A 20,357-nucleotide genomic window follows, 5' to 3' on the forward strand; every position below is an offset into this window, starting at 1 on the left:
CCGGCGGGACGGGTCCCGGCGGGGCGGGCTCAGTCGCGCAGCTCGGCGACGCAGCACTTGACGCTGCCGCCGCCCTTCTTCAGCTCGGAGAGCTCTACCGGGACCGGCAGGTAGCCGGCGGCGGCGACCTTGGCCGCCATCCCACTGGCCTCGCTGTTGAGCACCACGTGCCGGCCGTCGCTGACCAGGTTCAGCCCGAACGCGAACGCGTCGACCTCGTCGGCCCGAACCGCGTCCGGGAAGAGCTGGGCCAGTACCCGCTGGGCGGCGACCGAGAACGCCTCCGGGAAGTACGCGATGTTGCCGTCGTCGAGCGGGGCCAGCGCGGTGTCCAGGTGGTAGAAGCGCGGGTCCACCAGGCGCAGCGAGACGACCGGGCGGCCGAGCACCTCCTGCGCCTCGGCGTGCGCGGCCGGCTCGGTCCGGAAGCCGTACCCGGCCAGGATCAGGCCGCCGTGCGCCTCCGGCAGGTAGGTGAAGTCGCCCTCACCCTCGTTGATCTCGGCGGGCGCGACGAACCGCGCGCCCCGCGCCTCATGGAAGGAGCGGTGCGCCGCCGCCTCGGGAGTCCGCTGCGGGTGCCGGAACCGGGCGCCGTAGACGGTGCCGTCGACCACGAAGGCGCCGTTGGCCGCGTAGACCATGTCCGGCAGGCCGGGTTCCGGAGCGAGTTCGTGCACCGTGTGACCGAGGTCGAGCAGGGTCTCCCGCAACCCGTGCCACTGCTTGACCGCCAGCTCCCGGTCGACCGGGGTGGCGGTGTCCATCCACGGGTTGATCGCGTACTCCACGGTGAAGTACTCCGGCGGACACAGAAGATATGTCCGCTTTCTGGGGATCCTCGGCTGGTTCACGGATCCAAGGGTAGGTACGGTACAGGTTTACTAACAGCCAGAACCGTTGCCTGAGAGAGGCGGAACGTTGCAGATCGACGGCGTGGACCAGCGAATCATTGCGTCACTCGTCGCCGACGCCCGTGCCTCGTACGCGGAGATCGGCTCCCGGGTCTCGCTCTCCGCACCCGCGGTGAAGCGCCGGGTCGACCGGTTGCGGGCGGCCGGAGTGATCCGGGGATTCACCACCGTCATCGACCCGGCGGCGGTCGGCTGGAGCACCGAGGCGTTCGTGGAGCTCTTCTGCACCGGGCGGACCACCCCGACCCAGATCACCGTGGCGACCCGGCGGCATCCCGAGGTGGTCGCCGCCTACACCGTCTCCGGCGAGGCCGACGCGCTGGTCCACCTGCGGGCGGCCGACATCGCCCACCTGGAACAGGCCCTCGAACGGCTCCGCGCCGAGCCCTTCGTCACCTCGACCCGGAGCATGATCGTGCTGTCCCGGCTGGTCGACTCGCCCACCGTGGTAGCCGCCCCGGCCTGACCGGGAGCGCCCGCCGGGCGACCGTCCGGGGCAGATGCGGCATTCGATCACGTTGGCGTTTCTGCCCTGTTTCCTTCCGGTTGCGATGGGAGCGTTCCCATGTAATGATGGCCATCAATTGGTACTTGAGTCGCGAGCCGGGCAAGAACATTACGTCGCCCAGGGCAGCCGATTTCAGGAAATGGGCGACCGCGCGCCGGAACCCGCTACCGCGGAGCGGGCGTCTGCCGCACCACCCGATCCGAACGTGCCGCCGTCACGCCCCACCAGGGCGAACGGTGGATGCCATCGTCGCGAGGAGTAGTCAAGATGCACACGAACCCCTTGTCCCGGGGTAAGTGGTCGCCGGCCCGTCGCGGGCTGGCCGCCGCCGCGGCCTTCACCCTCGTCTCCGGTCTGCTGGTCGGTCAGGCCAGCCAGGCCAGCGCCGCTCCCCGGGTCGACAACCCCTACGAGGGGGCCACGGTCTACGTGAACCCGGACTGGGCCGCGAAGGCCACCGCCAGCGGCGGTGCCGCGATCGCCGACCAGCCCACCGGGGTCTGGATGGACCGCCGCGCCGCGATCACCGGCACCGAAGGCGCGCGTGGCCTGCGGGAGCACCTGGACACGGCACTGGAGCAGGGCGCCGACCTGATCCAGATCGTCATCTACAACCTGCCCGGCCGGGACTGCGCCGCGCTCGCCTCCAACGGCGAACTGGGGCCGGACGACATCGAGATCTACAAGTCGGAGTACATCGACCCGATCGTCGAGATCATGGGCGATCCCGCCTACGCCGACCTGCGGATCGTCAACATCATCGAAATCGACTCGCTGCCGAACCTGATCACCAACGTGGGTTCGCGGGAGACGGCGACGCCGGAGTGCGACGAGATGCTGGCAAACGGCAACTACGTCGAGGGCGTCGGCTACGCGCTCGCCCAGCTCGGGTCGCTGGAGAACACCTACAACTACATCGACATCGGCCACCACGGCTGGCTGGGCTGGGACGACAACTTCGGCGCGGCCGCCCAGCTCTTCCACGAGGCGGCGACCGCCGCCGGGGCCACCGTGGACGACGTGCACGGCTTCATCAGCAACACCGCCAACTACGGAGTACTGCGCGAGGAGTTCTTCGACGCCAACACCGTGGTCGGCGGCCGGCCGGTCCGCGAGGCCAGCACCTTCGTCGACTGGAACCGGTACGTCGACGAGCTGTCGTACGCCCAGGCGTACCGGGACGAGCTGATCTCGGTGGGCTTCAACAACGACATCGGAATGCTGATCGACACCTCCCGCAACGGCTGGGGCGGCCCGAACCGGCCGACCCAGGCCAGCACCTCGACCGACCCGGAGATCTTCGTCAACGAGTCGCGCATCGACCGCCGGATCCACCTCGGCAACTGGTGCAACCAGTCCGGTGCCGGCATCGGCGAGCGGCCGACCGCGTCTCCGGAGCCCGGCATCGACGCGTACGTCTGGATCAAGCCGCCGGGCGAGTCGGACGGCGCCAGTCGGGAAATCCAGAACGACGAGGGCAAGGGCTTCGACCGGATGTGCGACCCGACCTACGAGGGCAACCCGCGCAACCAGAACAACATGTCCGGTGCCCTGCCCGACGCCCCGCTCTCCGGGCACTGGTTCGAGGCTCAGTTCCAGGAGCTGCTCCGCAACGCCTACCCGCCGCTGTGATCCCCCGGACGGCTCTCGCCCTGCTCCGGTGGAGGATCTGACCCGGCAGCAGCCCGGTAGGAGACCTGGTGCGGTCGACCGACGTCGGCCGCACCAGGGGCGTGTCCGGGGACCGGTGACCGGGGCCGGGAACCGTGGACGCGGGTCGGCGCGTCGAACCGCGCATGACACCCGAACGGGGAACTCGATCCGGCGCCACCGTCGGCACGGCGTTCGTCGCCGGCCTGGCGCTGACCGGCATGCTGCTGACCGGCTGCACCTCCGAGCCGGATCCCACTCCGCCACCACCCGGCACCGGCGTACCGGCCAGTGGGCTGCGGCTGGTCGCCTTCGACTCCTGCGCAAGCGCGCTGGCCGGGCTCCGCGCCGCCGCCAGGGCGTACGTCGGGCCGTACGGCCTACCGGGCGGCTCTATGGAGCCGGCGTTCCAGACCACCGACGGTGGCGCCGAGCGGGCCGCCGGCGCCGACGCGGGGACCGCCCGGGACAACGCCGCCGCACCCGGCGCCGGATCCGGCCACTCGGGGACCAACACCCACGAGGCCGGGGTGGACGAGCCGGACCTGGTGAAGACCGACGGCCGGCGCATCGTGACGGTCGACCAGGGCACGCTGCGGGTGATCGATCCGGCGAGCCGGCGGCTGACCGGCACCCTGAAGCTCGACTCCGGCCCGGACGTCGGCTGGGCCGAGACCAACCTGCTGCTGCACGGCGACCGGGCACTGGTGCTGGCCCGGGAGCACGGCGTGGTCCACCCGGGCCTGAGCCGGCGGGCCCGGCCCGGCGTGCCCCCCGCCGACGACCAGCAGCAGGCCATCGTCGGTCCCCGACTGATCCTGGTCGACCTGGCCGGCGCCCCGAAGATCGTCGGCGACTACCGGATGGACGGCGGCCTGGTCGACGCCCGGCAGGTCGGCCCGACCGTCCGGGTGGTGGTGCGCTCCTGGCCCCGGCTCGACTTCCCGCTGAACAAGGCAGCGGGGCCGGCCGACGAGAAGAAGAACCTCGCCGCCAACCGGAATATCGTGGACCAGGCACCGATCGACGCCTGGCTGCCCCGCTACCAGACCAGCACCGGTGGGCAGACCAGCACCGGCCGAGTCGGCTGCGACCGGTTGAGCCGGCCGGCGGTCTACTCCGGCACCTCACTGGTCACCCTGCTCAGCTTCGACCTCGGCGCCGCCAGCCTCGGCGACGGCGACCCGGTGACGGTCGCCGCCGACGGAGACACCGTCTACAGCAACGGGTCGCGGCTCTATCTCGCCAGTGACCAGCGCTGGCGGGTGCTGCCGGCGCTGACCTCCGGCGACCGGGCGCCCGACCCGAAGGACGAGCAGACCGACATCTACCAGTTCGACATCTCCGGCCCGGACCGGCCCCGCTACGTCACCGCGGCCACCGTGCCCGGCTGGCTGGTCAACCAGTACGCGCTGTCGGAGTGGGACGGACACCTCCGGGTGGCCACCACCAGCGGGCGTACCTGGGGACAGAACCCGAAGTCCAGCTCGGCGGTGTACGTGCTGCGCGCCGACGGGCGGACGCTGACCGAGACCGGCCGGGTCACCGGGCTGGGCAAGGGCGAACGCATCTACAGCGTGCGGTTCGCCGAGGGGACCGGCTACGTGGTGACCTTCCGGCAGACCGATCCGCTCTACACCGTGGACCTGCGCGATCCCCGTAAGCCGACCGTCACCGGCGAGTTGAAGATCACCGGCTACTCGTCGTACCTGCACCCGATCGGCGACGGGCGGCTGATCGGGGTCGGCCAGGAGGCCAACCGGCAGGGGCGGACCGAGGGCAGCCAGGTCTCCCTCTTCGACGTCTCCGACCTGACCAAACCGACCCGGATCGCCCAGCACCACGTCCGGTACGGCCACTCCGAGGCCGAGTTCGACCCGCACGCGTTCCTCTACTGGCCGGCCACCAAGACGCTGGTGGTGCCGCTGACCACGTACCAGGCGGCCGGCACCGACGGCAAGGGCAGGCTTGGCGGCGGCGCGCTGGTGCTGCGGGTGACCGACGGCGGCTTCACCGAGGCGGGCCTGGTGGAGCACGCCGAGGCGCGTACCACGGAGTCGAGCGGGATGATCCGCCGCTCGCTGATGGTCGACGGGGTGCTCTGGACCATCTCCGACGGCGCCATCAAGGCGACCGACCTCGGCACCCTCGGCACGCTGGGCGTGATCCGCATCTAGGAGGGACTACAGGTACATCCCGGTCCGGTGCTCGCCCGAGCCCCGGTTCTGCGGCTTGTCGCCCTCGCCGAAGAACCGCCGGCCGCCGAACTCGCCGTGCAGCCGGTCGTCCAGCTCGTCGGCGAGCCCGGTCATCACCTGTACGGCCAGCATCAGGTGGGTCGCCTGGAAGTTGCGGCCGAAGACCGGGATCGACGCCCAGACGGTGTCGTTGGTGCAGTAGAGCCGGCCGATCGGCATCCGGTTGGTCAGCTCGGAGAGCTTGACGTAGAGCTGCTCGGTCGGCTCGACCTCGGTGAGCACCGGGGAGAAGACGTCGACCAGCGGAGGGTTGTCCCGGACCCGGACGAAGACCATCGCCGATCCGGCCCGGATGCCGATGTCGCCGTCGGAGTCGACCTGGAGCTGGTCCGCCGACGACTTCAGCATCGCCGAGACCACTGTCCGGACCCGGTCCTCCAGGGCCAGCGCGTCGTTGCCGCTCTGCGCGGTCCGGGCCGCCGCGAGCGCCTCGTCGAGGTCGAGGTCGGCGGTCGGATCCGCCGCCACCTCGGGCCGGGCGGTGCCGAGCGGTTCGACCGCGAGCGGCTCGTCGGACTCGTCGTGGACCAGGAAGACGAGGAAGGCCGGGTGTGGTGCGCCGTACACGTCACGCAGGGTCCGCGACACGGTGGTGGCAAGCCGGACCGCCTCGCTGGTGCTGGCCCGCATCCCGAAGTGCCCACCGGAGCCCTCGAGCACGCCGGGCGGCGACCAGCCGAGCGCGATCATGTCGGCGATCGCGGCCCGATCCAGCCGGTACCCCTGGGGCAGGGCGGCGTTGCCCACCGCCCGCAGGTCGACCTGGCCGTCCTCGCCGATCTCGATGCTCACCGAGTAGACGGCGTCCCCGGTGCCGGAGGCGGTGGGGTCGAGGGTGAGCGCGATCTGCGTACCGGTCGGCAGGCCCCGCAGTTGGCCGGCGAGCGCCCGGGCGAACTCCTGCCACGCCTCGGTCACCTTCACCCGGAGGTCCGCGGTGGTCGGTTCGTCGAGAAGGATCGATTCGTAATGCTCGGCCGGGCTCCCCTCGGTCACTTCGTCCCCCGGCGCCTCAGGGTTGTCAGCCGCCATAACCGCCTCCGTCCGTCAGGGCACCGCACACCCTACCCAGCCGACCGGTTGGCCGGGATAGTGCGGACCCCGATCAGACACTAGAGGGGCCGTCCCGGGTACCCGGAGGACAGGCCCCTCGGCGCAGACCGTCACTGGCGACGGGGACTGGCGGCGAAGAACTCCCACATCGCGGCGGTGGCATCGACGGCGGCCCGGTAACCGCTCGCCGACGGCCAGGCGTGGCCCATCCCGTTCACCGTGTAGTCGACGACCCGGCTGCCGTCCGGGCAGGTGCTCGCCGTGCGGTTCACCGTCCTGGTCGCGTCGACCCAGACCGGCTTCCCCACGGTGCAGCCCAGGTTCTTCTGCCAGCGGGAGAGCCCGCTGTACATCCGGGAGGAGTTGCGGTCCTCCCGGCCGATGAAGGTGATCAACGAGACGGGTCTGCTCGGCTTGTAGTTCGGGTCACTGGCCGCCGGGCCGCCGGCGAAGGCCCCGCTGACCGGCGCGATCGCCGCGAACACCTCGGGCGCCTCGACCCCGAGCGCGTACGTCAGCTCGGCGCCGGAGGAGAACCCCGTCGCGTAGACCCGGGCCGGGTCGACGGACCACTCCTTGACCATCTTGTCGACCAGCGCCCGGACGAAGTTGATGTCGTCGCCCTGCTCGGCGATTCGGCTGAACTGCCTGTTCAGCGACTTCGGGTAGGCGACCAGGAATCCTTCGGCGTCGGCGAGGGTGTTGAGCCCGCTGGTGTCCCGCAGCCGGTCGACGCTCTGGTCGGTGCCGTGCAGGGCCACCACCAGCGGAGTGGGCACGCCGGGGCGGTACCCGGGCGGGGCGTGCACCGCCCAGGTCCGTTCCGCGCCGGCCCGGTCGATCGCCAGGGTGTGGTCGCCGGGCGCCGGGGAGACCGCCGGGCGGGCGGCCCGGGACGCACTCGGGTCGGTCTCCGGACCGGCGTCGCCTTCCGCACCGCAGGCGGCGGTCGTGCCGATGACCGCCGTCAACGCGATCGCTGCCAGGATGGATCGTCCAACGCTGCGCATCAGTTCCCCGTTCGATGTGCGGTTGCTGGTCGGGAGACTATGTCAAAATTGACATAGCAAAGCCGCTCCGGGAGATAACAGTTTGGCTACCGTCAGTGCGCTGGGTTATGCCCTGCTCTGCGCTCTCCACCGTGGCCCGCTCACCGGTTACGAACTGGTCCAGCGGATGCGCAAGCCGATCGGCTACTACTGGACCGCCCAGCAGAGCCAGATCTATCCCGAGCTGGCCCGGCTGTCGGCGAGTGGGTTGATCGAGCACGACGCCGAGGCCGGGCCGGGGCCACGGCAGCGCAAGACACACCGACTCACCGCCGCCGGCCGGGAGGCGCTGGCCGCCTGGCTGGTCGAGCCGCCCGCACCCCGGGCGTTCCGGGACGAGGCACTCCTCAAGACGTACGCGCTGGCCGCCGCCGATCCGGACGGGATGCGGGAGTTCTATCTCGCCGAGGCCGAGACGTACCAACGCCGGCTGGACGCCTTCCAGGAACAGCACGCCGACCTGCTGTCCCGGCACGCGGACGATCCGCTCCATCCGCAGTTCGGCGCCTTCGCGACCCTGGAGCTGGCGCTGGCCGGCACACCGCCCCGGATCCGCTGGTGCCGGTGGATGGCCGAGCGGATGACCGAACTCGGCCGGCTCCGACGCGAGTCGTCGCCGGATCCGGCCTAGGCGTCGGCGTCGCCGTTCTCCGACGACCAGCGGGCGGCCAGATCGGCGAGGTTGGCGGCCGCGACGGCCGGGTCCGCGCCGCGGCCGACCGCGAGCCCGAGCAGGTACGCGGTGACCGGAGCGCCGGGCCGGAGTACGTTGTGCGCCACGTCGCGGGCCAGGTCGAGTACCCGGGGCACGTCGACCTGCGCCGGATCGACGTCGAGTTCGGCACACGCCGCCGCCACCCAGCGGTCCATCGCGTTCACCTGATCCACTCCTCTGCCCGGCGTACGTCGTCCTCAGTGTCGCAGTCGAACCAGGGTGGCGGCCCCGTCCCCCGCCACGCCAGCTCGGTCACGGTCAGCTCGGCGATCAGGGCGCGCATCGACGTACCGGTGAGGATGCCGTCGCGGCCGGCGGCCAGTCGGGTCAACGCGGCCCGCAGCGGAGCGACCCGCCAGACCCCGCAGAGAAACTGCGCCCGTCCGGCGTTGTCGACGTAGACCACGCCGTCGACACCGGGTGCCCGGGACAGCGCGGCCCGGAGCTGGCGCACCGCGTCGGTGGTCAGCAGTGGCAGGTCGGCGGCGAGCAGCGCGACGGTGCCGGTGTCGGCTGCGTCGGGCGGCGTGGTGTCGGCTGCGTCGGGCAGCAGGGCCAGTCCGGCGGCGAGCGCGGCGACCGGTCCGCCACCGGGCGGCTGCTCCCGGGTCGCCCGAACGCCGGCCGGTAGCTCGCCGGCCGGGCCGACCACGACCCGGAGGTCGGCATCGGCGGCCGCCGCGAGCACCCGGTCCACCATCGCGCGACCGCCCACCGGCAGCGCCGGCTTGTCGGCACCACCCATCCGGCGGGCCGCCCCACCGGCCAGCACCACCGCCGCGAACCCGCCACCGTCGGGCTGGGCCGCGACGGACGCGGCCGCAGCGGGCTGGGCCGCGACGGACGCGATGGAGACGGGCTCGGCCGATTCCGGCGTGGTCGACGGCCCTGTTCCGGTCATGGCGGTAACGGTAACCGGGGCTTGCGGCGGTGGGCGACGGGCCGCGAGGCAGGATTGTGGGCATGGGACGAGCCAGTGGTCGGCGGAGTGTGCTGCGGATAGACCTGGACTCCGTCGCGGCGGGCGGTCGGGTCTCGGCGCGCCGGCAGGACAACCTCGCCGCCGAGGAGCCGCTGGAGATCCGGGTGGGTCCGGCCGGGCCAAACCGGCGTGCCCCGCTGGCGGTAACAATGCGTACCCCCGGCGACGACATCGACCTGGCGATCGGGTTCCTGGTCACCGAGGGGATCATCCGGACCGCCGACGACGTACGCACGGCGCAGCTCTGCGCCGGCACCGACACCCCGAACACCTACAACGTGGTGGACATCGTCCTCGCCGACGACGTACCGGCACCGACCACCGATCCGGCCCGGAACTTCTACACCACCAGTTCGTGCGGGGTGTGCGGCAAGGCCAGCATCGACGCCGTCCGGACCCGGTCCCGGCACGACGTGTCGACGGACCCGGTCACCGTGCCGGCACGTACCCTCGCCGATCTGCCGGACCAGCTCCGGGCCGCCCAGCGGGGCTTCGACCGTACCGGCGGGCTGCACGCCGCCGGGCTGTTCAGCGCCGACGGGAAACTCGTGGTGTTGCGCGAGGACGTGGGCCGGCACAACGCGGTCGACAAGGTGATCGGCTGGGCGGTCCGGGAGCAGCGGCTGCCGCTGCGCGGGCACCTGCTGCTGGTCTCCGGCCGGGCCAGCTTCGAACTCACCCAGAAGGCGTGGATGGCCGGCATCCCGCTGCTCGCCGCCGTCTCCGCGCCGAGCACCCTCGCCGCCGAACTGGCGACCGAGGCCGGGATGACGCTGGTGGGCTTCCTCCGGGGCGGCACCATGAACGTGTACGCCGGAGACACCCGGATCACCTTCTGACCCGTATTCTCCCGCCCAGCACCGGCGGGGCCGGGGTGTCTGCGGTGCGGACTGTCGAGCTGCCCCGCCTGTGCGCCCACCGGATCCCACCCGAGATCCCGCCGTCATCGCCGCTCGTCTCCGGGACAGGGCGGCGAGTCTTCGCGGTCGGAGTCGAGCCAGTCGTCGAGTACGGAGGGGCCGATCCCGGCCTGCAACGCCTCGGCGAGGAGCTGGGCGAACGAGTAGCCGGGCTGCGCCTGCAACGCACGTTCCACCGCCACGCTGGCCAGGGCACCCTGCCCGGCCCGCCAGGCGGCGAAGCCGAGCAGGCTGGCCGGGGCGGGCACCAGTTCCGGCTCGGCCCGACGGAGCACGTCCGTCCAGAGCGCGAGATGCCACTCCTCGCCACCGGTCCGCCGCCAGGCGTCGTCCCGAACCGGCAGGTGCACCAGGAGCAGACTGAGCCAGGCCACCTCGTCGTCGGTGAGTTGACCGCCGGTACGGTATCGATGCATCGCCCTGCGTACCGTCGTGCGGCCGGCCCGGCGCAGCGCCCGACGGCCCTGCGGATCCCCGGGCGGGACCTTCTCCAGCAGCGTGCCGAGGCGGGACTCCGCCTTCCTGGCCGCCTCCCGCAGGGCGTCCCGGGCCGGGCCGTCGACCGGGGCGATCCGCCGGACCAGGGCGTCCCGGTCGGGGAGTGCGACCTGGCCGGCGAAGGTGGCCGCCGCGGCGAGCTGGCTGGTCGAGGAGTCGAACGGCCGCCCCTCGGCCGGACAGCAGTCCGCGTCTCCGCAGAGGTAGGACCAGTAGCGGTCCCCGGTCACCCGGAGCGCTTCGAGCACCGGCAGCCCGACCCGGCCGAGGGCGGCGGTCACCGCGTCGACCGCCGGGGTGACCCGGGCCGGTCCGCCGTACCCGATGACGGTCGTGGTCTCGACACGCTGCCGGGCGACGACCGCCGCGACCTGCGCGGCGGCCTCGCCGACCTCGACGGTGGCCGCCGGGCCGGCGGTGGTGCCGGGCAGGTCGCCACGGGCGACGAAGACGACCCGGTTGCCGCGCAGCGCCATCACCACCACGCTGTCGGTCGGGTGGAAGCCGAGCAGGTATGGCACGGCGGCGAGCAGGTCGGTGGTCGAGCGGACGGCGAGGACGGCTCGATCGATCGGGGTCATGGCGGGCAGCGTGCCGAGGCGGCAGCGATGACCGGGTACCCGATTGGCCACCTGTGGACGACACGTCCACGGTTATCCACAGCTACTCTTCGTAGTTCCGCTGCTCAGCCGGCAAGTGCGACCCGCCGCCAGATGTATCGCATTTTGTCGATGCCGACGGAAGCCAGCCCAGAAACCGTGCGGCGAGATCCATCGGCTTCCGGCCGGGCTGGTCCTCGATCGCGGCCAGCAACCGACTGGCCAGGAAGATCGCCAGCCGGTGCCGGTCGTCCCGGTACATCGCCAGCAGCACCAACCGGGCGGGCTGGCACGGCCAGGGTCCGCCGCACTCCCGGCAGCGGAACAGCGGGCGGATCGGCGTGTGCGGCCGGAACCGGGCGTACGGCCGGCGGCTCACCACCGGGAGTTCCTGGCCCGGAGACGCGGTGTCGGGGACGGCGCCGGTGTGGTCGAGTCGGGGCATCGCCAACGGAGGCCGCAGCGGCAATAGCGCCCCAATCGGCGCCAGTCCCGTCTGTGTACGGAATCTGATCGAGATCGCCATTTCATGGTGCCTTCCTCCGCTCGGCGGGTCGCGATGGATGCGGGGGTGGCGTCGTGGGCGTACACCTCGATGCCACCCCCGCGCACATCCGTCCGTCCTTTCGGGAATCGTGCGGGGGATCCGGACGAATGCGCCTGCCTTCCACTCTGGACGCGGGATGACTGACCCGGGAAGATGGGCGGCGGCCGGGTGGTCGGGCCGGCTGCGGAGGTATTGGGGCGTAGAGAATCGAGCACCTTTCGTAGAGAGTCGGAGAGCGCGGATGAGCATGTCAGCCAGCGAGTTTCTGCTATGGGAACTGCGCCGCCGACGGGCGGTCGAGGGGCTCAGCCAGGGCGAGTGGGGATCACGGATCTACTTCTCGTCGCAGCATGTGAGCGCGGTCGAGCGGGGTGCCCGGCCGGCGAAGCTCGACTATCTCCAGGCCGTCGACAACGAGTACGGCACGTCGCTGGCGGTCTTCTACGAGAGCTTCGTCAGGCAGGAACTCGCCCCGGTGTGGTTACGCCCCTGGCTGGAGTACGAGGAGAAGGCCACCGCCCTGCGACTGTACGGCGCGCTCGTGATCCCCGGACTCTTCCAGACCGAGCGGTACGCGCGAATGGTTCTCTCGTGCGCCGCTCTCCAGCCCCATGAGATCGAACGCAGGGTGCAGCTCCGGTTGAGCCGGCAGGCGATTCTAGATCGAGAAGAACCACCGCGCATATCAGCCGTCATCGAGGAGCTCGCGATCCGGCGTGGCACGGCAGAGATCATGTCGGATCAGATCCAACATCTCATCGCACTCGCCGGCCGGCCCAACATCACCATTCGCATCATTCCGATCGACGCTCCGGCGCATCTCGGCTGGGGCGGACCACTGGAACTCGCGAGCTTCACCGACGCGGAAGACGTCGGCTATCTGGACAACCACCTGGAGGGTCAGATGGTCACCGGCTCAAGCCACGTGACAGCGCTGCATGCGGTCTGGGACGATGTCAGCGCAGTCGCGTTGCCCGCCCGCCAATCCCTGGACCTCCTCAAGGAAGTGGCAGAGTCATGGACATGACCGGCGCAGTCTGGCGCAAGAGCACGCGCTCCACTCCCAACGGCGGAAGCTGTGTCGAGGTCGCGGACAACCTGCCCGGGCGGGTACTCGTCCGGGACAGCAAGGACCGCGACGGCGGCATCCTCGCCTTCACCCCCACCGCCTGGCACGCCTTCGTCGCGGGCATCACACACCAGCGGTAGCGCGGGCCAGGACAACGGCCGGCAACCCGGGTAGCCCAAAGATGTGCGGCCCACTCCCGAACGGGGAGCGGGCCGCACTTACCGCTGTGTGGTAGGTCAGGCCGCTGGCAGGCTGGTAAACACCAGCGGCCCGGACGGTGCCGGGGTACCCCCGTTGGGGTAGCCCCACGATGCGCTGTTGCCGGCCGAGGTGGTGAGTGTAAAGCCCACCGTGTACGTCCCCGGCGGCAGGCTGCGGAAGCTGACCGGCAGCGAGAGGCGCCCGTCTGACCCGACGTTGATGCCGCCGTACGCGCCGCCCACCGAGTGGCCGAGGGAGTTGTAGATGGTGGTCGAGAACCCGTCCACCGGAGCGAGCGTTACGTCGTCGATGGTGACATGGACGCTGATGCCGTGGGCCACCTCACCCGGAGCGGCCTCGGTGCGGCTCAGTGCCGCCGCGATCGCCACCGGCCGGGTCGTGTCGGGCACCCGAGTGGCCCGCAGGTCGAGCGCCGGCCCCCCGTAGTGGGCGCCGTACACCGAGACCGAACCGGCCGTGTCGGTGAACAGGATGCCGTCGATGGTGCATGAGTCGCTTAGCTGGCTCATCACCACTGGCAGCGAGTACCTGCCGGCCGGTCCCTCGGTCAGCACCTGGTTCCAGGTCGAGCAGGTCGTGGTCTCGACCGTGGCGGTCAACTCGCCCTGTACTCCGCTCGCGGTGAACGTCAGCGTGGTCGTCGCCGGCTCGCGCCAGTTGTTCACCTGTGTCGGGTTCAGCGCGAATCCGGTGGCGCTGATCGCCTCGTTGCGGGTGACCCGCACCGTCGGCACGTCGATGCCGCTGTAGCGCTTGGTGTTGCCGGCCCGGTCGGTCAGGTTGACCGCCTTCACCTTCCATTCGCCGGTGGGACTACCCGGCGGCAGCGTCACCGGCACCTGGCACTGAACGTGCCAAATTTCCCAGTTCTGCCTGTCCCCACAGAGCATTCCGCCCTGGTTGCTGTACGACAGGGTGATCGGCGCGACGATCTCGGCGGCGCCGGGACCGTCCAGCACGATGCGGCCCTTCCAGAAGCCCGCCCCCGGGTCGTCCTTGATGTGTACGCCGTAGCGCAGGGTTGTGCCGGAGCCGTCGTCGTACATGTGGGCCTTGGTTGGCGGGTCGAGCCAGACCATCTCGATCCCCGGCGGCGCGGTGTCGGGGGTCTGGGTGGCGGCCAGCACGGCCGCTGGGTCGATCTTGGCGCCGGACAGGGTCCGTGTGGTGCCCTGGTCGTCGGTCGCGGTGATCTTGGTGACGCGGTAGGTCACCGGCGCAGCCGGACCGTACTCGGTCACGAGGAAGTCGTATGCGTAGGAGGAGCTGGCGATCCCGCCCGTGTGCGGCCCGACGACGGGCCAGCCGCCGTTGAGACCGAACCGAATCTGCTCGACCGGCCCGATCGCGGTGGTACCGCTGTAACGCTGCACGTAGATGCTGCCGCTGAGGTCGCGGGCAGTGGTCGACGTATCGTTCACCGTCCAGTTCAGGGTGACGGTCGTACCACCGGTGGTGGTGTCGACCTGGTCCGTCGCGAATGCGATGCCGGAGAAGGTGATCTTCGGTTTCGCCGCCGCGGCGGCCGGTGCGGCCGCCGCCCCGAGTAGCACCGTGGCCGCTGTGGCGGTGGCCAGGATGCGTGAGACTGCGCGAAGACGCGCAGCAGCCATGTGTCCTCCCCGTAGACGTGCGACCGGACCGCGATGGTCCGGTCGTGCAGGCCGCTGTGTTGCCGGCAGCACGCAGCGTATTAGGTGCACGCCACGACGCAACGTGAATACGGCCTCTCCCTGGTGTGGAGGGGCCGTGGGCGCATGGCAGGGGTTGACCAGTCGGAACCTTCTGCGCCCTCCGGGTCAGGTGTGGAACTGCTGTCCGTGCAGCTCGACCTGGCCACGGCGGGCACCGGAGCCCGGCCGCAGTTCGACGGTCAGCTCGATCGCCGACAGCACGTCGTAGCCGGCGCCGCGCAGGCAGCGCAGCGCCTCCACGTTGCGGGATTGCGGCTTCACCGTGAGCCGGGCCAGCCCGCGCCGCCGGGCCTCCTCGGCCACCTGGTCGAGCAGCGCCCGGCCGATCCCCTGACCCCGGAGCGGCGCGGTCACCACCACCGGTTCGACCCGGCCGTCCAGGCCGTCCATGATCAGGCCGATCAGCCCGACCACCCCGGCGTCGCCCCGCTCCGCCACCCACACCCCGGAGAGGTCCAGCCGGGTCAGGTACTCCTCGAACGCCGCGCCCGGGTCGGCGCCGCCGAAGGTCGGATCCTCGTACAGCTCGCGGTGCTGCTCGGTCAGCTCGGCCCAGAGCCGCCGACCGGCCCGATGGTCGGCGGGCCGGTACGGTCGGATCGCGGTGGCGGCCACGCCCTCATATGTACTCCCGATCGCGGCACCGCGACACCTGGTTGGCCAAGAGCGGCCGGTGAACAGTTACCTTGCCCAGATGGACCTGGCGTACCTGCGGGAGCATCCCGGGCAGCTTCCGCTCTTCCTCACCCACCAGCGGATCCGGGAGACGCCGGTGCCCGGGGGTGACATCTGCGCCGCCACCCGGCTCACCCTGGACGACGGCAACTCCGTCTTCGCCAAGTCCTGGCCGGAGGGTGCGACGGAGGCCGTACCCGAGAATTTCTTCGCCACCGAGGCGGCCGGGCTGCGCTGGCTGCGCGCGGCCGGCGCGGTGCCGGTGCCGGAGGTGATCGCGGCGCTGCCGGAGCTGCTGGCCCTGGAGTGGGTGGAGCCGGGCGACCCGACCCCGGCGGCGGCCCGGCGGTTCGGCGCCGACCTGGCCGCGCTGCACCGGGCCGGCGCGGACACCTTCGGGGCGGACTGGCCGGGCTTCGTCGGGGCGCTGCCGCAGGACAACACCCTCTCCGCCGGCCCGTGGCCGGTCTGGTTCGGCGAGCACCGGCTCGTGCCCTACCTGCGGCAGTCGGTCGACAACGGCGCGCTCGCCGCGGCCGAGGTCACCCTGGTGGAGCGGGTGATCTCCCGGATCGAGGAGTACGGCGGCGCCGAGCCGCCCGCCCGGATCCACGGTGACCTGTGGCCCGGCAACCTGCTGTGGGGCGCCGACGGGCGGGTCTGGCTGGTCGACCCGGCGGCGCACGGCGGGCACCGGGAGACCGACCTGGCCCAGCTCGCCCTCTTCGGCGGCGCCCCGCACCTGGACACGATCGTGGACGCCTACCAGGAGGTGTGGCCGCTGGCCGACGGCTGGCGGGAACGGGTGCCGGTGCACCAGCTCCACCTGCTGCTGGTGCACACCGCGCTCTTCGGCGCGGCGTACCGGGATGCGGTAGGTAGGGCGGCTCGCGCCGCACTGTCGGTCTGACGCGCTACCGTCGAGCGATGACCATTCCCGTTCGATCCGGCGGAGCACCGGACCGGACGTCGGCGGACCGGCCGGACGTCGGGGGCCTCGTCGACCGGTACGGCCGGGCCGCGACCGACCTGCGGGTCTCGCTCACCGACCGGTGCAACCTGCGGTGCACCTACTGCATGCCGGCCGAGGGGCTGCCCTGGCTGCCGAAGTCGGAGGTGCTGACCGACGACGAGATCGTCCGCCTGGTCGGCATCGCGGTGCGCCTGCTCGGGGTGACCGAGGTCCGGTTCACCGGCGGCGAGCCGCTGATCCGCCCCGGGCTGCCGGGCATCATCGCCGCCGTCGCCGCACTCTCGCCCCGGCCGGTGCTCTCGCTGACCACCAACGGGATCGGGCTCGACCGGCTCGCCGGGCCGCTGCGCGAGGCCGGGCTCGACCGGGTCAACGTCTCGCTGGACAGCCTCGACCCGACCCGGTTCACCGAGCTAACCCGGCGACCCCGGCTGGACGCCGTACTGGCCGGGCTGGCCGGGGCGGTGGCCGCCGGGCTGACCCCGGTGAAAATCAACTCGGTGCTGATGCGCGGGGTCAACGACGACGAGGCGCCGGAGCTGCTCCGCTTCGCGCTCACCCACGGCTATCAGCTCCGTTTCATCGAGCAGATGCCGCTGGACGCCCAGCACGGCTGGGACCGGTCGACCATGGTCACCGCCGAGGAGATCCTCGCCGCGCTGCGGGCCGAGTTCACCCTGCTGCCCGACCCGGACGAGCGGGGCGGGGCGCCGGCCGAGACCTGGCTGGTGCAGGGCTGGACGGACGCCGCCGGCCGGCCGGCCCGGGTCGGCGTGATCGGCAGCGTGACCCGGCCGTTCTGCGGAGACTGCGACCGGACCCGCCTCACCGCCGACGGGCAGGTGCGAAACTGCCTCTTCGCCACCGACGAGTCCGACCTGCGGACGGCGCTGCGCGGCGGCGCCTCCGACGACGAACTCGCCGACCGGTGGCGGACGGCGATGTGGGGCAAGCGGGCCGGGCACGGCATCGACGACCCGACGTTCCTCCAACCGGCCCGGCCGATGTCGGCGATCGGCGGCTGACGATGACCTCCACACCCACCCTGGTCGTACGCTACTTCGCCGCCGCGCGGGCCGCTGCCGGCGTACCGGAGGAGACCGTGCCGGGCGGCGGCAGCCTGGACCAGCTCGCCGGTGAGCTGGTCGACCGGCACGGCGAGCGGCTGGCCACCGTGCTCGAAATGGCGAGCTTCCTGGTCGACGGCGTCGCCTGGCACGACCGGCGGGCGCCACTGCCGGTCGGTGCGACGGTCGACGTCCTGCCGCCGTTCGCGGGCGGCTGAGGAGGGCACGAGCTTGTTCGGGGTGCTCGGCTTCGCGGGGACGTTGGCGCTGGTCACCGGCCTGATCCATCTCTACCTCTGGAAGCGGCTGGTCCGGGACACCACCCGGCCGGGGCGCTGGCGCCGGGTCGGCGGCGTGGCCGTGCTGGTGCTGGCCCTGCTCACCCCGGCGACACTGGTCGGCACCCAGCAGGGCTTCTACTGGCTGGCCTGGCCGGGCTATCTCTGGCTGGCCGTGATGTTCTACCTGCTCGTCCTGCTGGCCGTACTGGAGATCCCGATGCTGGCGGCCAGGCTGGCGCTGCGCCGCACCCGGGTGGCCGTGCCGGCGGCCGCCCCGGCCGCGGCCGAGTCCGACGGTGCGGCTGCCGGCGGTGCGGAGGCCGGAGCCGCTGCTCAGGGTCGGCCGATCGGTGGCGTACCGCCGACCGACGCGGCCCCCGACCGGGAGCCGGCGCTGATCGCCGCGACGCCGTCCGGGCCGCCCCCGACCGCCACGCCACCGCCGGTCCCGGCCGCACCGCCGGCACCGGACCACGATCCGGGCCGCCGGCTGCTGCTCGCCCGGGGCGCCGCGATCTTCGCCGGGCTCACCGCGACCGGGGTCGTCGGGTACGGCGTGCGCACCGCCCTCGGCCCGCCGCAGCTCGACCGGGTCCAGATCCCGCTGGCCAAGCTCCCCCGGAGCATGGACGGGCTGCGGATCGCCACCGTCTCCGATATCCACATCGGACCGCTGACCGGCCGGGCGCACACCGAGCGGATCGTGTCGATCATCAACCGGCTCGACGCCGACCTGGTGGCGGTGGTCGGTGACCTCGTCGACGGCACCGTCGGCGAACTCGGCCCCGCCGCGGCACCCCTGCGCGACCTCCGGCCCCGGTACGGCAGCTTCTTCGTCACCGGCAACCACGAGTACTACTCCGGGGTCGAGGAGTGGGTGGTCGAGCTGGACCGGCTCGGGCTGCGGGTGTTGCAGAACCGGCGCGAGGAGATCCTGGCCCGGGGCGGCGCCCTCGACCTGGCCGGAGTCAACGACCCGGCGGGCGAGAGCCTCGGTTTCGCCCAGGGCCCCGACTTCGCGGCGGCGCTGGGCGGCCGGGACCCGAGCCGGCCGGTGGTGCTGCTCGCGCACCAGCCAGTCAACGTACACGAGGCGGCGCGGCACGGCGTCGACCTGCAACTCTCCGGGCACACCCACGGCGGCCAGATCGTGCCCTTCAACCTGCTGGTCGGGTTGCAACAGCCGGTCGTCTCCGGGCACGCCACCATCGGCGGCACCCAGATCTACGTCACCAACGGCGCCGGGTTCTGGGGGCCGCCGGTCCGGGTCGGCGCCCCACCTCAGGTGACCCTGGTCGAGCTACGTTCAGCCTGACCCGGCACCGACGGCGATCCGGGCAGCACCGTCCGGACCCACGACGACGTCGGGATCGGTCTTTTCGCCTCGTCAACCCATGTCCTCGGATATTTTGGGTGTTCACCCCCACCGTCGACGGGAGAGATCCTCGGAAAGCGGGCGAGGCAGGCGGATGACCCGGGGCAGGCGGTCCAAACTCGTCCGCGACCTGCACCGCCCGAAGCCGATCACCTTCGTCGAACTCTTCTTCGACCTGGTCTACGTGTTCAGCCTGTTCCGGCTCGCGGAGATGCTGACCAACCGCCTGCACTGGGTCGGCGCCGCCCAGACCCTGCTGATCCTCATGGCCATCTGGTGGGTCTGGGCATATACCAACCTGCTCACCGACAGCATCGACTCCCGGGCCATCAGCCTCCAGTTGCTGGTCATCGGGTCGATGTTCGGTGCGCTGGCGCTCTCCACCGCCATCCCGGAGGCGTTCGAGCATCGCGGCCTGCTCTTCGTGGTCAGCTACCTCGCCATCAACCTCGGCCGCGCTTCGATCATGGCCTACGTCCTGCGACACGACGAGCTCGGCCTCCGGCCGCTGCGGGCCGTCTTCTGGTTCGCCGTCTCCGCCGTGCCCTGGCTGGCCGGCGCGTTCGTCGAGGGCGACGCCCGGTTCGCCCTCTGGGGCCTCGCCATCACGATCGACTACGTCTGCGCCCTCATCGGCTGGCCCGCTCCGGGAATCGGCCGCACTCCGGCCAGGGAACTGAACCTCGCCAGCGAACACTTCGCCGAACGCTACCGGCAGTTCATCATCATCGCGCTGGGCCAGACCGTCGCGGTCAGCGGCCTGGCCTTCCACAACAGCGACTTCACCCCCCACCGGGGCGTCGCGTTCGTCTTGTCGTTCGCGATCACCGTGCTGCTCTACTGGATCTACTTCCACCGGATTCGGGAGAGGCTCGCACCGAGCTTCGCCGCAGCGCCGGATCCCAGGGTCCGCCCTCGGGAGGCCGGCCTCGCGCACCTGGTCATGGTGGCCGGGGTCGTCGCCACCACCACGGCGGCCGGCAGGCTGATAGCGGATCCGATCGGCACGGCGCCCCCGTTCGAGGTCCCGGTCTTCGTCGCGGGTCCGGTGCTCTTCCTCGCCGGGCACGCGCTGCTCGGGCGACACGAGTTCGTCGGGGTCGCTGCCCCACGACTGGCCGGCATCCTCGCGCTGGTCGCCGCCGCGCCGGTACTGGCCGGGCACTCCGTGGTGCTCCTCGCCGGATCGATCGTCGCGATTCTGGCCGGAATCGTGGCCTGGGACCTCGTGCACACCGGCGTCAAGCCCGGCGATCAGGACCTGCCCCGCCGGCTGTGACCGCAACCTCGGCACGCCGCCGTTGCCGG

21 protein-coding genes are annotated in these 20,357 nt (G+C 71.7%); 12 read left to right on the forward strand and 9 right to left on the reverse strand.

What is annotated here, in order from left to right:
- Positions 1 to 29: 29 nt before the first annotated feature.
- On the reverse strand, positions 30 to 854 hold the full coding sequence (ddaH, locus tag ACSMXO_RS42360; RefSeq protein ID WP_346258132.1) for a dimethylargininase: 825 nt from the start codon (positions 852 to 854) through the stop codon (positions 30 to 32).
- A gap of 67 nt (positions 855 to 921) precedes the next feature.
- On the opposite strand from ddaH, the gene ACSMXO_RS42365 reads away from it, so the two are divergent.
- From ACSMXO_RS42365 to ACSMXO_RS42375, 3 genes are all read left to right on the forward strand, one after another.
- Positions 922 to 1,380, forward strand: a complete 459-nt coding sequence (locus tag ACSMXO_RS42365; protein ID WP_346258196.1) for an Lrp/AsnC family transcriptional regulator — start codon at positions 922 to 924, stop codon at positions 1,378 to 1,380.
- 309 nt (positions 1,381 to 1,689) lie between these two features.
- On the forward strand, positions 1,690 to 3,054 hold the full coding sequence (locus ACSMXO_RS42370) for a glycoside hydrolase family 6 protein (protein ID WP_455416204.1): 1,365 nt from the start codon (positions 1,690 to 1,692) through the stop codon (positions 3,052 to 3,054).
- 164 nt (positions 3,055 to 3,218) lie between these two features.
- The gene (locus tag ACSMXO_RS42375; protein ID WP_455416205.1) at positions 3,219 to 5,249 is read left to right on the forward strand and encodes a beta-propeller domain-containing protein; all 2,031 of its coding nucleotides are present in this window, start codon (positions 3,219 to 3,221) and stop codon (positions 5,247 to 5,249) included.
- Positions 5,250 to 5,255: 6 nt separating this feature from the next.
- Here ACSMXO_RS42375 and ACSMXO_RS42380 read toward each other — a convergent pair whose 3' ends face one another.
- Both ACSMXO_RS42380 and ACSMXO_RS42385 read right to left on the reverse strand, forming a co-directional pair.
- The gene (locus tag ACSMXO_RS42380; protein WP_346258135.1) at positions 5,256 to 6,362 is read right to left on the reverse strand and encodes a T3SS (YopN, CesT) and YbjN peptide-binding chaperone 1; all 1,107 of its coding nucleotides are present in this window, start codon (positions 6,360 to 6,362) and stop codon (positions 5,256 to 5,258) included.
- Between the two features lie 131 nt (positions 6,363 to 6,493).
- Positions 6,494 to 7,393, reverse strand: coding sequence for an extracellular catalytic domain type 1 short-chain-length polyhydroxyalkanoate depolymerase (locus ACSMXO_RS42385; protein WP_455416206.1), 900 nt, complete (start codon positions 7,391 to 7,393; stop codon positions 6,494 to 6,496).
- Positions 7,394 to 7,475: 82 nt separating this feature from the next.
- Here ACSMXO_RS42385 and ACSMXO_RS42390 point away from each other — a divergent pair, with 82 nt between their 5' ends.
- Entirely contained in the window at positions 7,476 to 8,063 is a 588-nt protein-coding gene (locus ACSMXO_RS42390; protein ID WP_346258137.1) for a PadR family transcriptional regulator, read from the forward strand.
- Here ACSMXO_RS42390 and ACSMXO_RS42395 read toward each other — a convergent pair.
- Complete coding sequence (locus ACSMXO_RS42395) at positions 8,060 to 8,311, reverse strand: DUF6457 domain-containing protein (RefSeq protein ID WP_455416207.1); 252 nt, start codon at positions 8,309 to 8,311, stop codon at positions 8,060 to 8,062. The genes ACSMXO_RS42390 and ACSMXO_RS42395 overlap by 4 nt on opposite strands.
- Positions 8,308 to 9,048 carry a molybdenum cofactor guanylyltransferase gene (gene mobA, locus ACSMXO_RS42400; RefSeq protein ID WP_455416208.1) on the reverse strand — a complete coding sequence of 247 codons (741 nt, stop codon included), beginning with the start codon at positions 9,046 to 9,048 and terminating at the stop codon, positions 8,308 to 8,310. Before mobA ends, ACSMXO_RS42395 begins: the two co-directional genes overlap by 4 nt.
- 62 nt (positions 9,049 to 9,110) lie before the next feature.
- On the opposite strand from mobA, the gene fdhD reads away from it, so the two are divergent.
- Entirely contained in the window at positions 9,111 to 9,968 is an 858-nt protein-coding gene (gene fdhD / locus ACSMXO_RS42405; RefSeq protein ID WP_455416209.1) for a formate dehydrogenase accessory sulfurtransferase FdhD, read from the forward strand.
- Positions 9,969 to 10,072: 104 nt separating this feature from the next.
- On the opposite strand, the gene ACSMXO_RS42410 is transcribed toward fdhD, so the two are convergent.
- Positions 10,073 to 11,128: a DUF4192 domain-containing protein gene (locus ACSMXO_RS42410; RefSeq protein ID WP_455416210.1), complete on the reverse strand. Its 1,056-nt coding sequence runs from the start codon at positions 11,126 to 11,128 to the stop codon at positions 10,073 to 10,075.
- Positions 11,129 to 11,210: 82 nt separating this feature from the next.
- Positions 11,211 to 11,591, reverse strand: coding sequence for a hypothetical protein (locus ACSMXO_RS42415; RefSeq protein WP_455416211.1), 381 nt, complete (start codon positions 11,589 to 11,591; stop codon positions 11,211 to 11,213).
- A 343-nt stretch (positions 11,592 to 11,934) separates the two neighbouring features.
- On the opposite strand from ACSMXO_RS42415, the gene ACSMXO_RS42420 reads away from it, so the two are divergent.
- Together ACSMXO_RS42420 and ACSMXO_RS42425 are read left to right on the forward strand one after the other, a co-directional pair.
- Entirely contained in the window at positions 11,935 to 12,720 is a 786-nt protein-coding gene (locus ACSMXO_RS42420) for a helix-turn-helix domain-containing protein (RefSeq protein ID WP_455416212.1), read from the forward strand.
- Positions 12,711 to 12,902, forward strand: coding sequence for a DUF397 domain-containing protein (locus tag ACSMXO_RS42425; RefSeq protein WP_455416213.1), 192 nt, complete (start codon positions 12,711 to 12,713; stop codon positions 12,900 to 12,902). The genes ACSMXO_RS42420 and ACSMXO_RS42425 overlap by 10 nt, the downstream gene beginning before the upstream one ends.
- Positions 12,903 to 12,998: 96 nt before the next feature.
- Here the strand turns inward: ACSMXO_RS42425 and ACSMXO_RS42430 are convergent, their stop codons facing one another.
- Both ACSMXO_RS42430 and ACSMXO_RS42435 read right to left on the reverse strand, forming a co-directional pair.
- Positions 12,999 to 14,699, reverse strand: a complete 1,701-nt coding sequence (locus tag ACSMXO_RS42430) for a hypothetical protein (RefSeq protein WP_455416214.1) — start codon at positions 14,697 to 14,699, stop codon at positions 12,999 to 13,001.
- A gap of 84 nt (positions 14,700 to 14,783) precedes the next feature.
- On the reverse strand, positions 14,784 to 15,293 hold the full coding sequence (locus ACSMXO_RS42435) for a GNAT family N-acetyltransferase (protein WP_455416215.1): 510 nt from the start codon (positions 15,291 to 15,293) through the stop codon (positions 14,784 to 14,786).
- Positions 15,294 to 15,372: 79 nt separating this feature from the next.
- Here ACSMXO_RS42435 and ACSMXO_RS42440 point away from each other — a divergent pair, with 79 nt between their 5' ends.
- From ACSMXO_RS42440 to ACSMXO_RS42460, 5 genes are all read left to right on the forward strand, one after another.
- Entirely contained in the window at positions 15,373 to 16,263 is an 891-nt protein-coding gene (locus tag ACSMXO_RS42440; protein WP_455419442.1) for a fructosamine kinase family protein, read from the forward strand.
- A 17-nt stretch (positions 16,264 to 16,280) separates the two neighbouring features.
- Positions 16,281 to 17,351 (forward strand): GTP 3',8-cyclase MoaA, encoded by a 1,071-nt coding sequence (gene moaA, locus ACSMXO_RS42445; RefSeq protein ID WP_455416216.1) that lies wholly within the window; start codon positions 16,281 to 16,283, stop codon positions 17,349 to 17,351.
- A gap of 2 nt (positions 17,352 to 17,353) precedes the next feature.
- On the forward strand, positions 17,354 to 17,611 hold the full coding sequence (locus tag ACSMXO_RS42450; protein WP_455416217.1) for a MoaD/ThiS family protein: 258 nt from the start codon (positions 17,354 to 17,356) through the stop codon (positions 17,609 to 17,611).
- 13 nt (positions 17,612 to 17,624) lie between these two features.
- Positions 17,625 to 18,989: a metallophosphoesterase gene (locus ACSMXO_RS42455; protein WP_455416218.1), complete on the forward strand. Its 1,365-nt coding sequence runs from the start codon at positions 17,625 to 17,627 to the stop codon at positions 18,987 to 18,989.
- 154 nt (positions 18,990 to 19,143) lie between these two features.
- On the forward strand, positions 19,144 to 20,328 hold the full coding sequence (locus ACSMXO_RS42460) for a low temperature requirement protein A (protein WP_455416219.1): 1,185 nt from the start codon (positions 19,144 to 19,146) through the stop codon (positions 20,326 to 20,328).
- Positions 20,329 to 20,357 lie beyond the last annotated feature (29 nt).

It is taken from the genome of Plantactinospora sp. DSM 117369 (assembly GCF_053764795.1).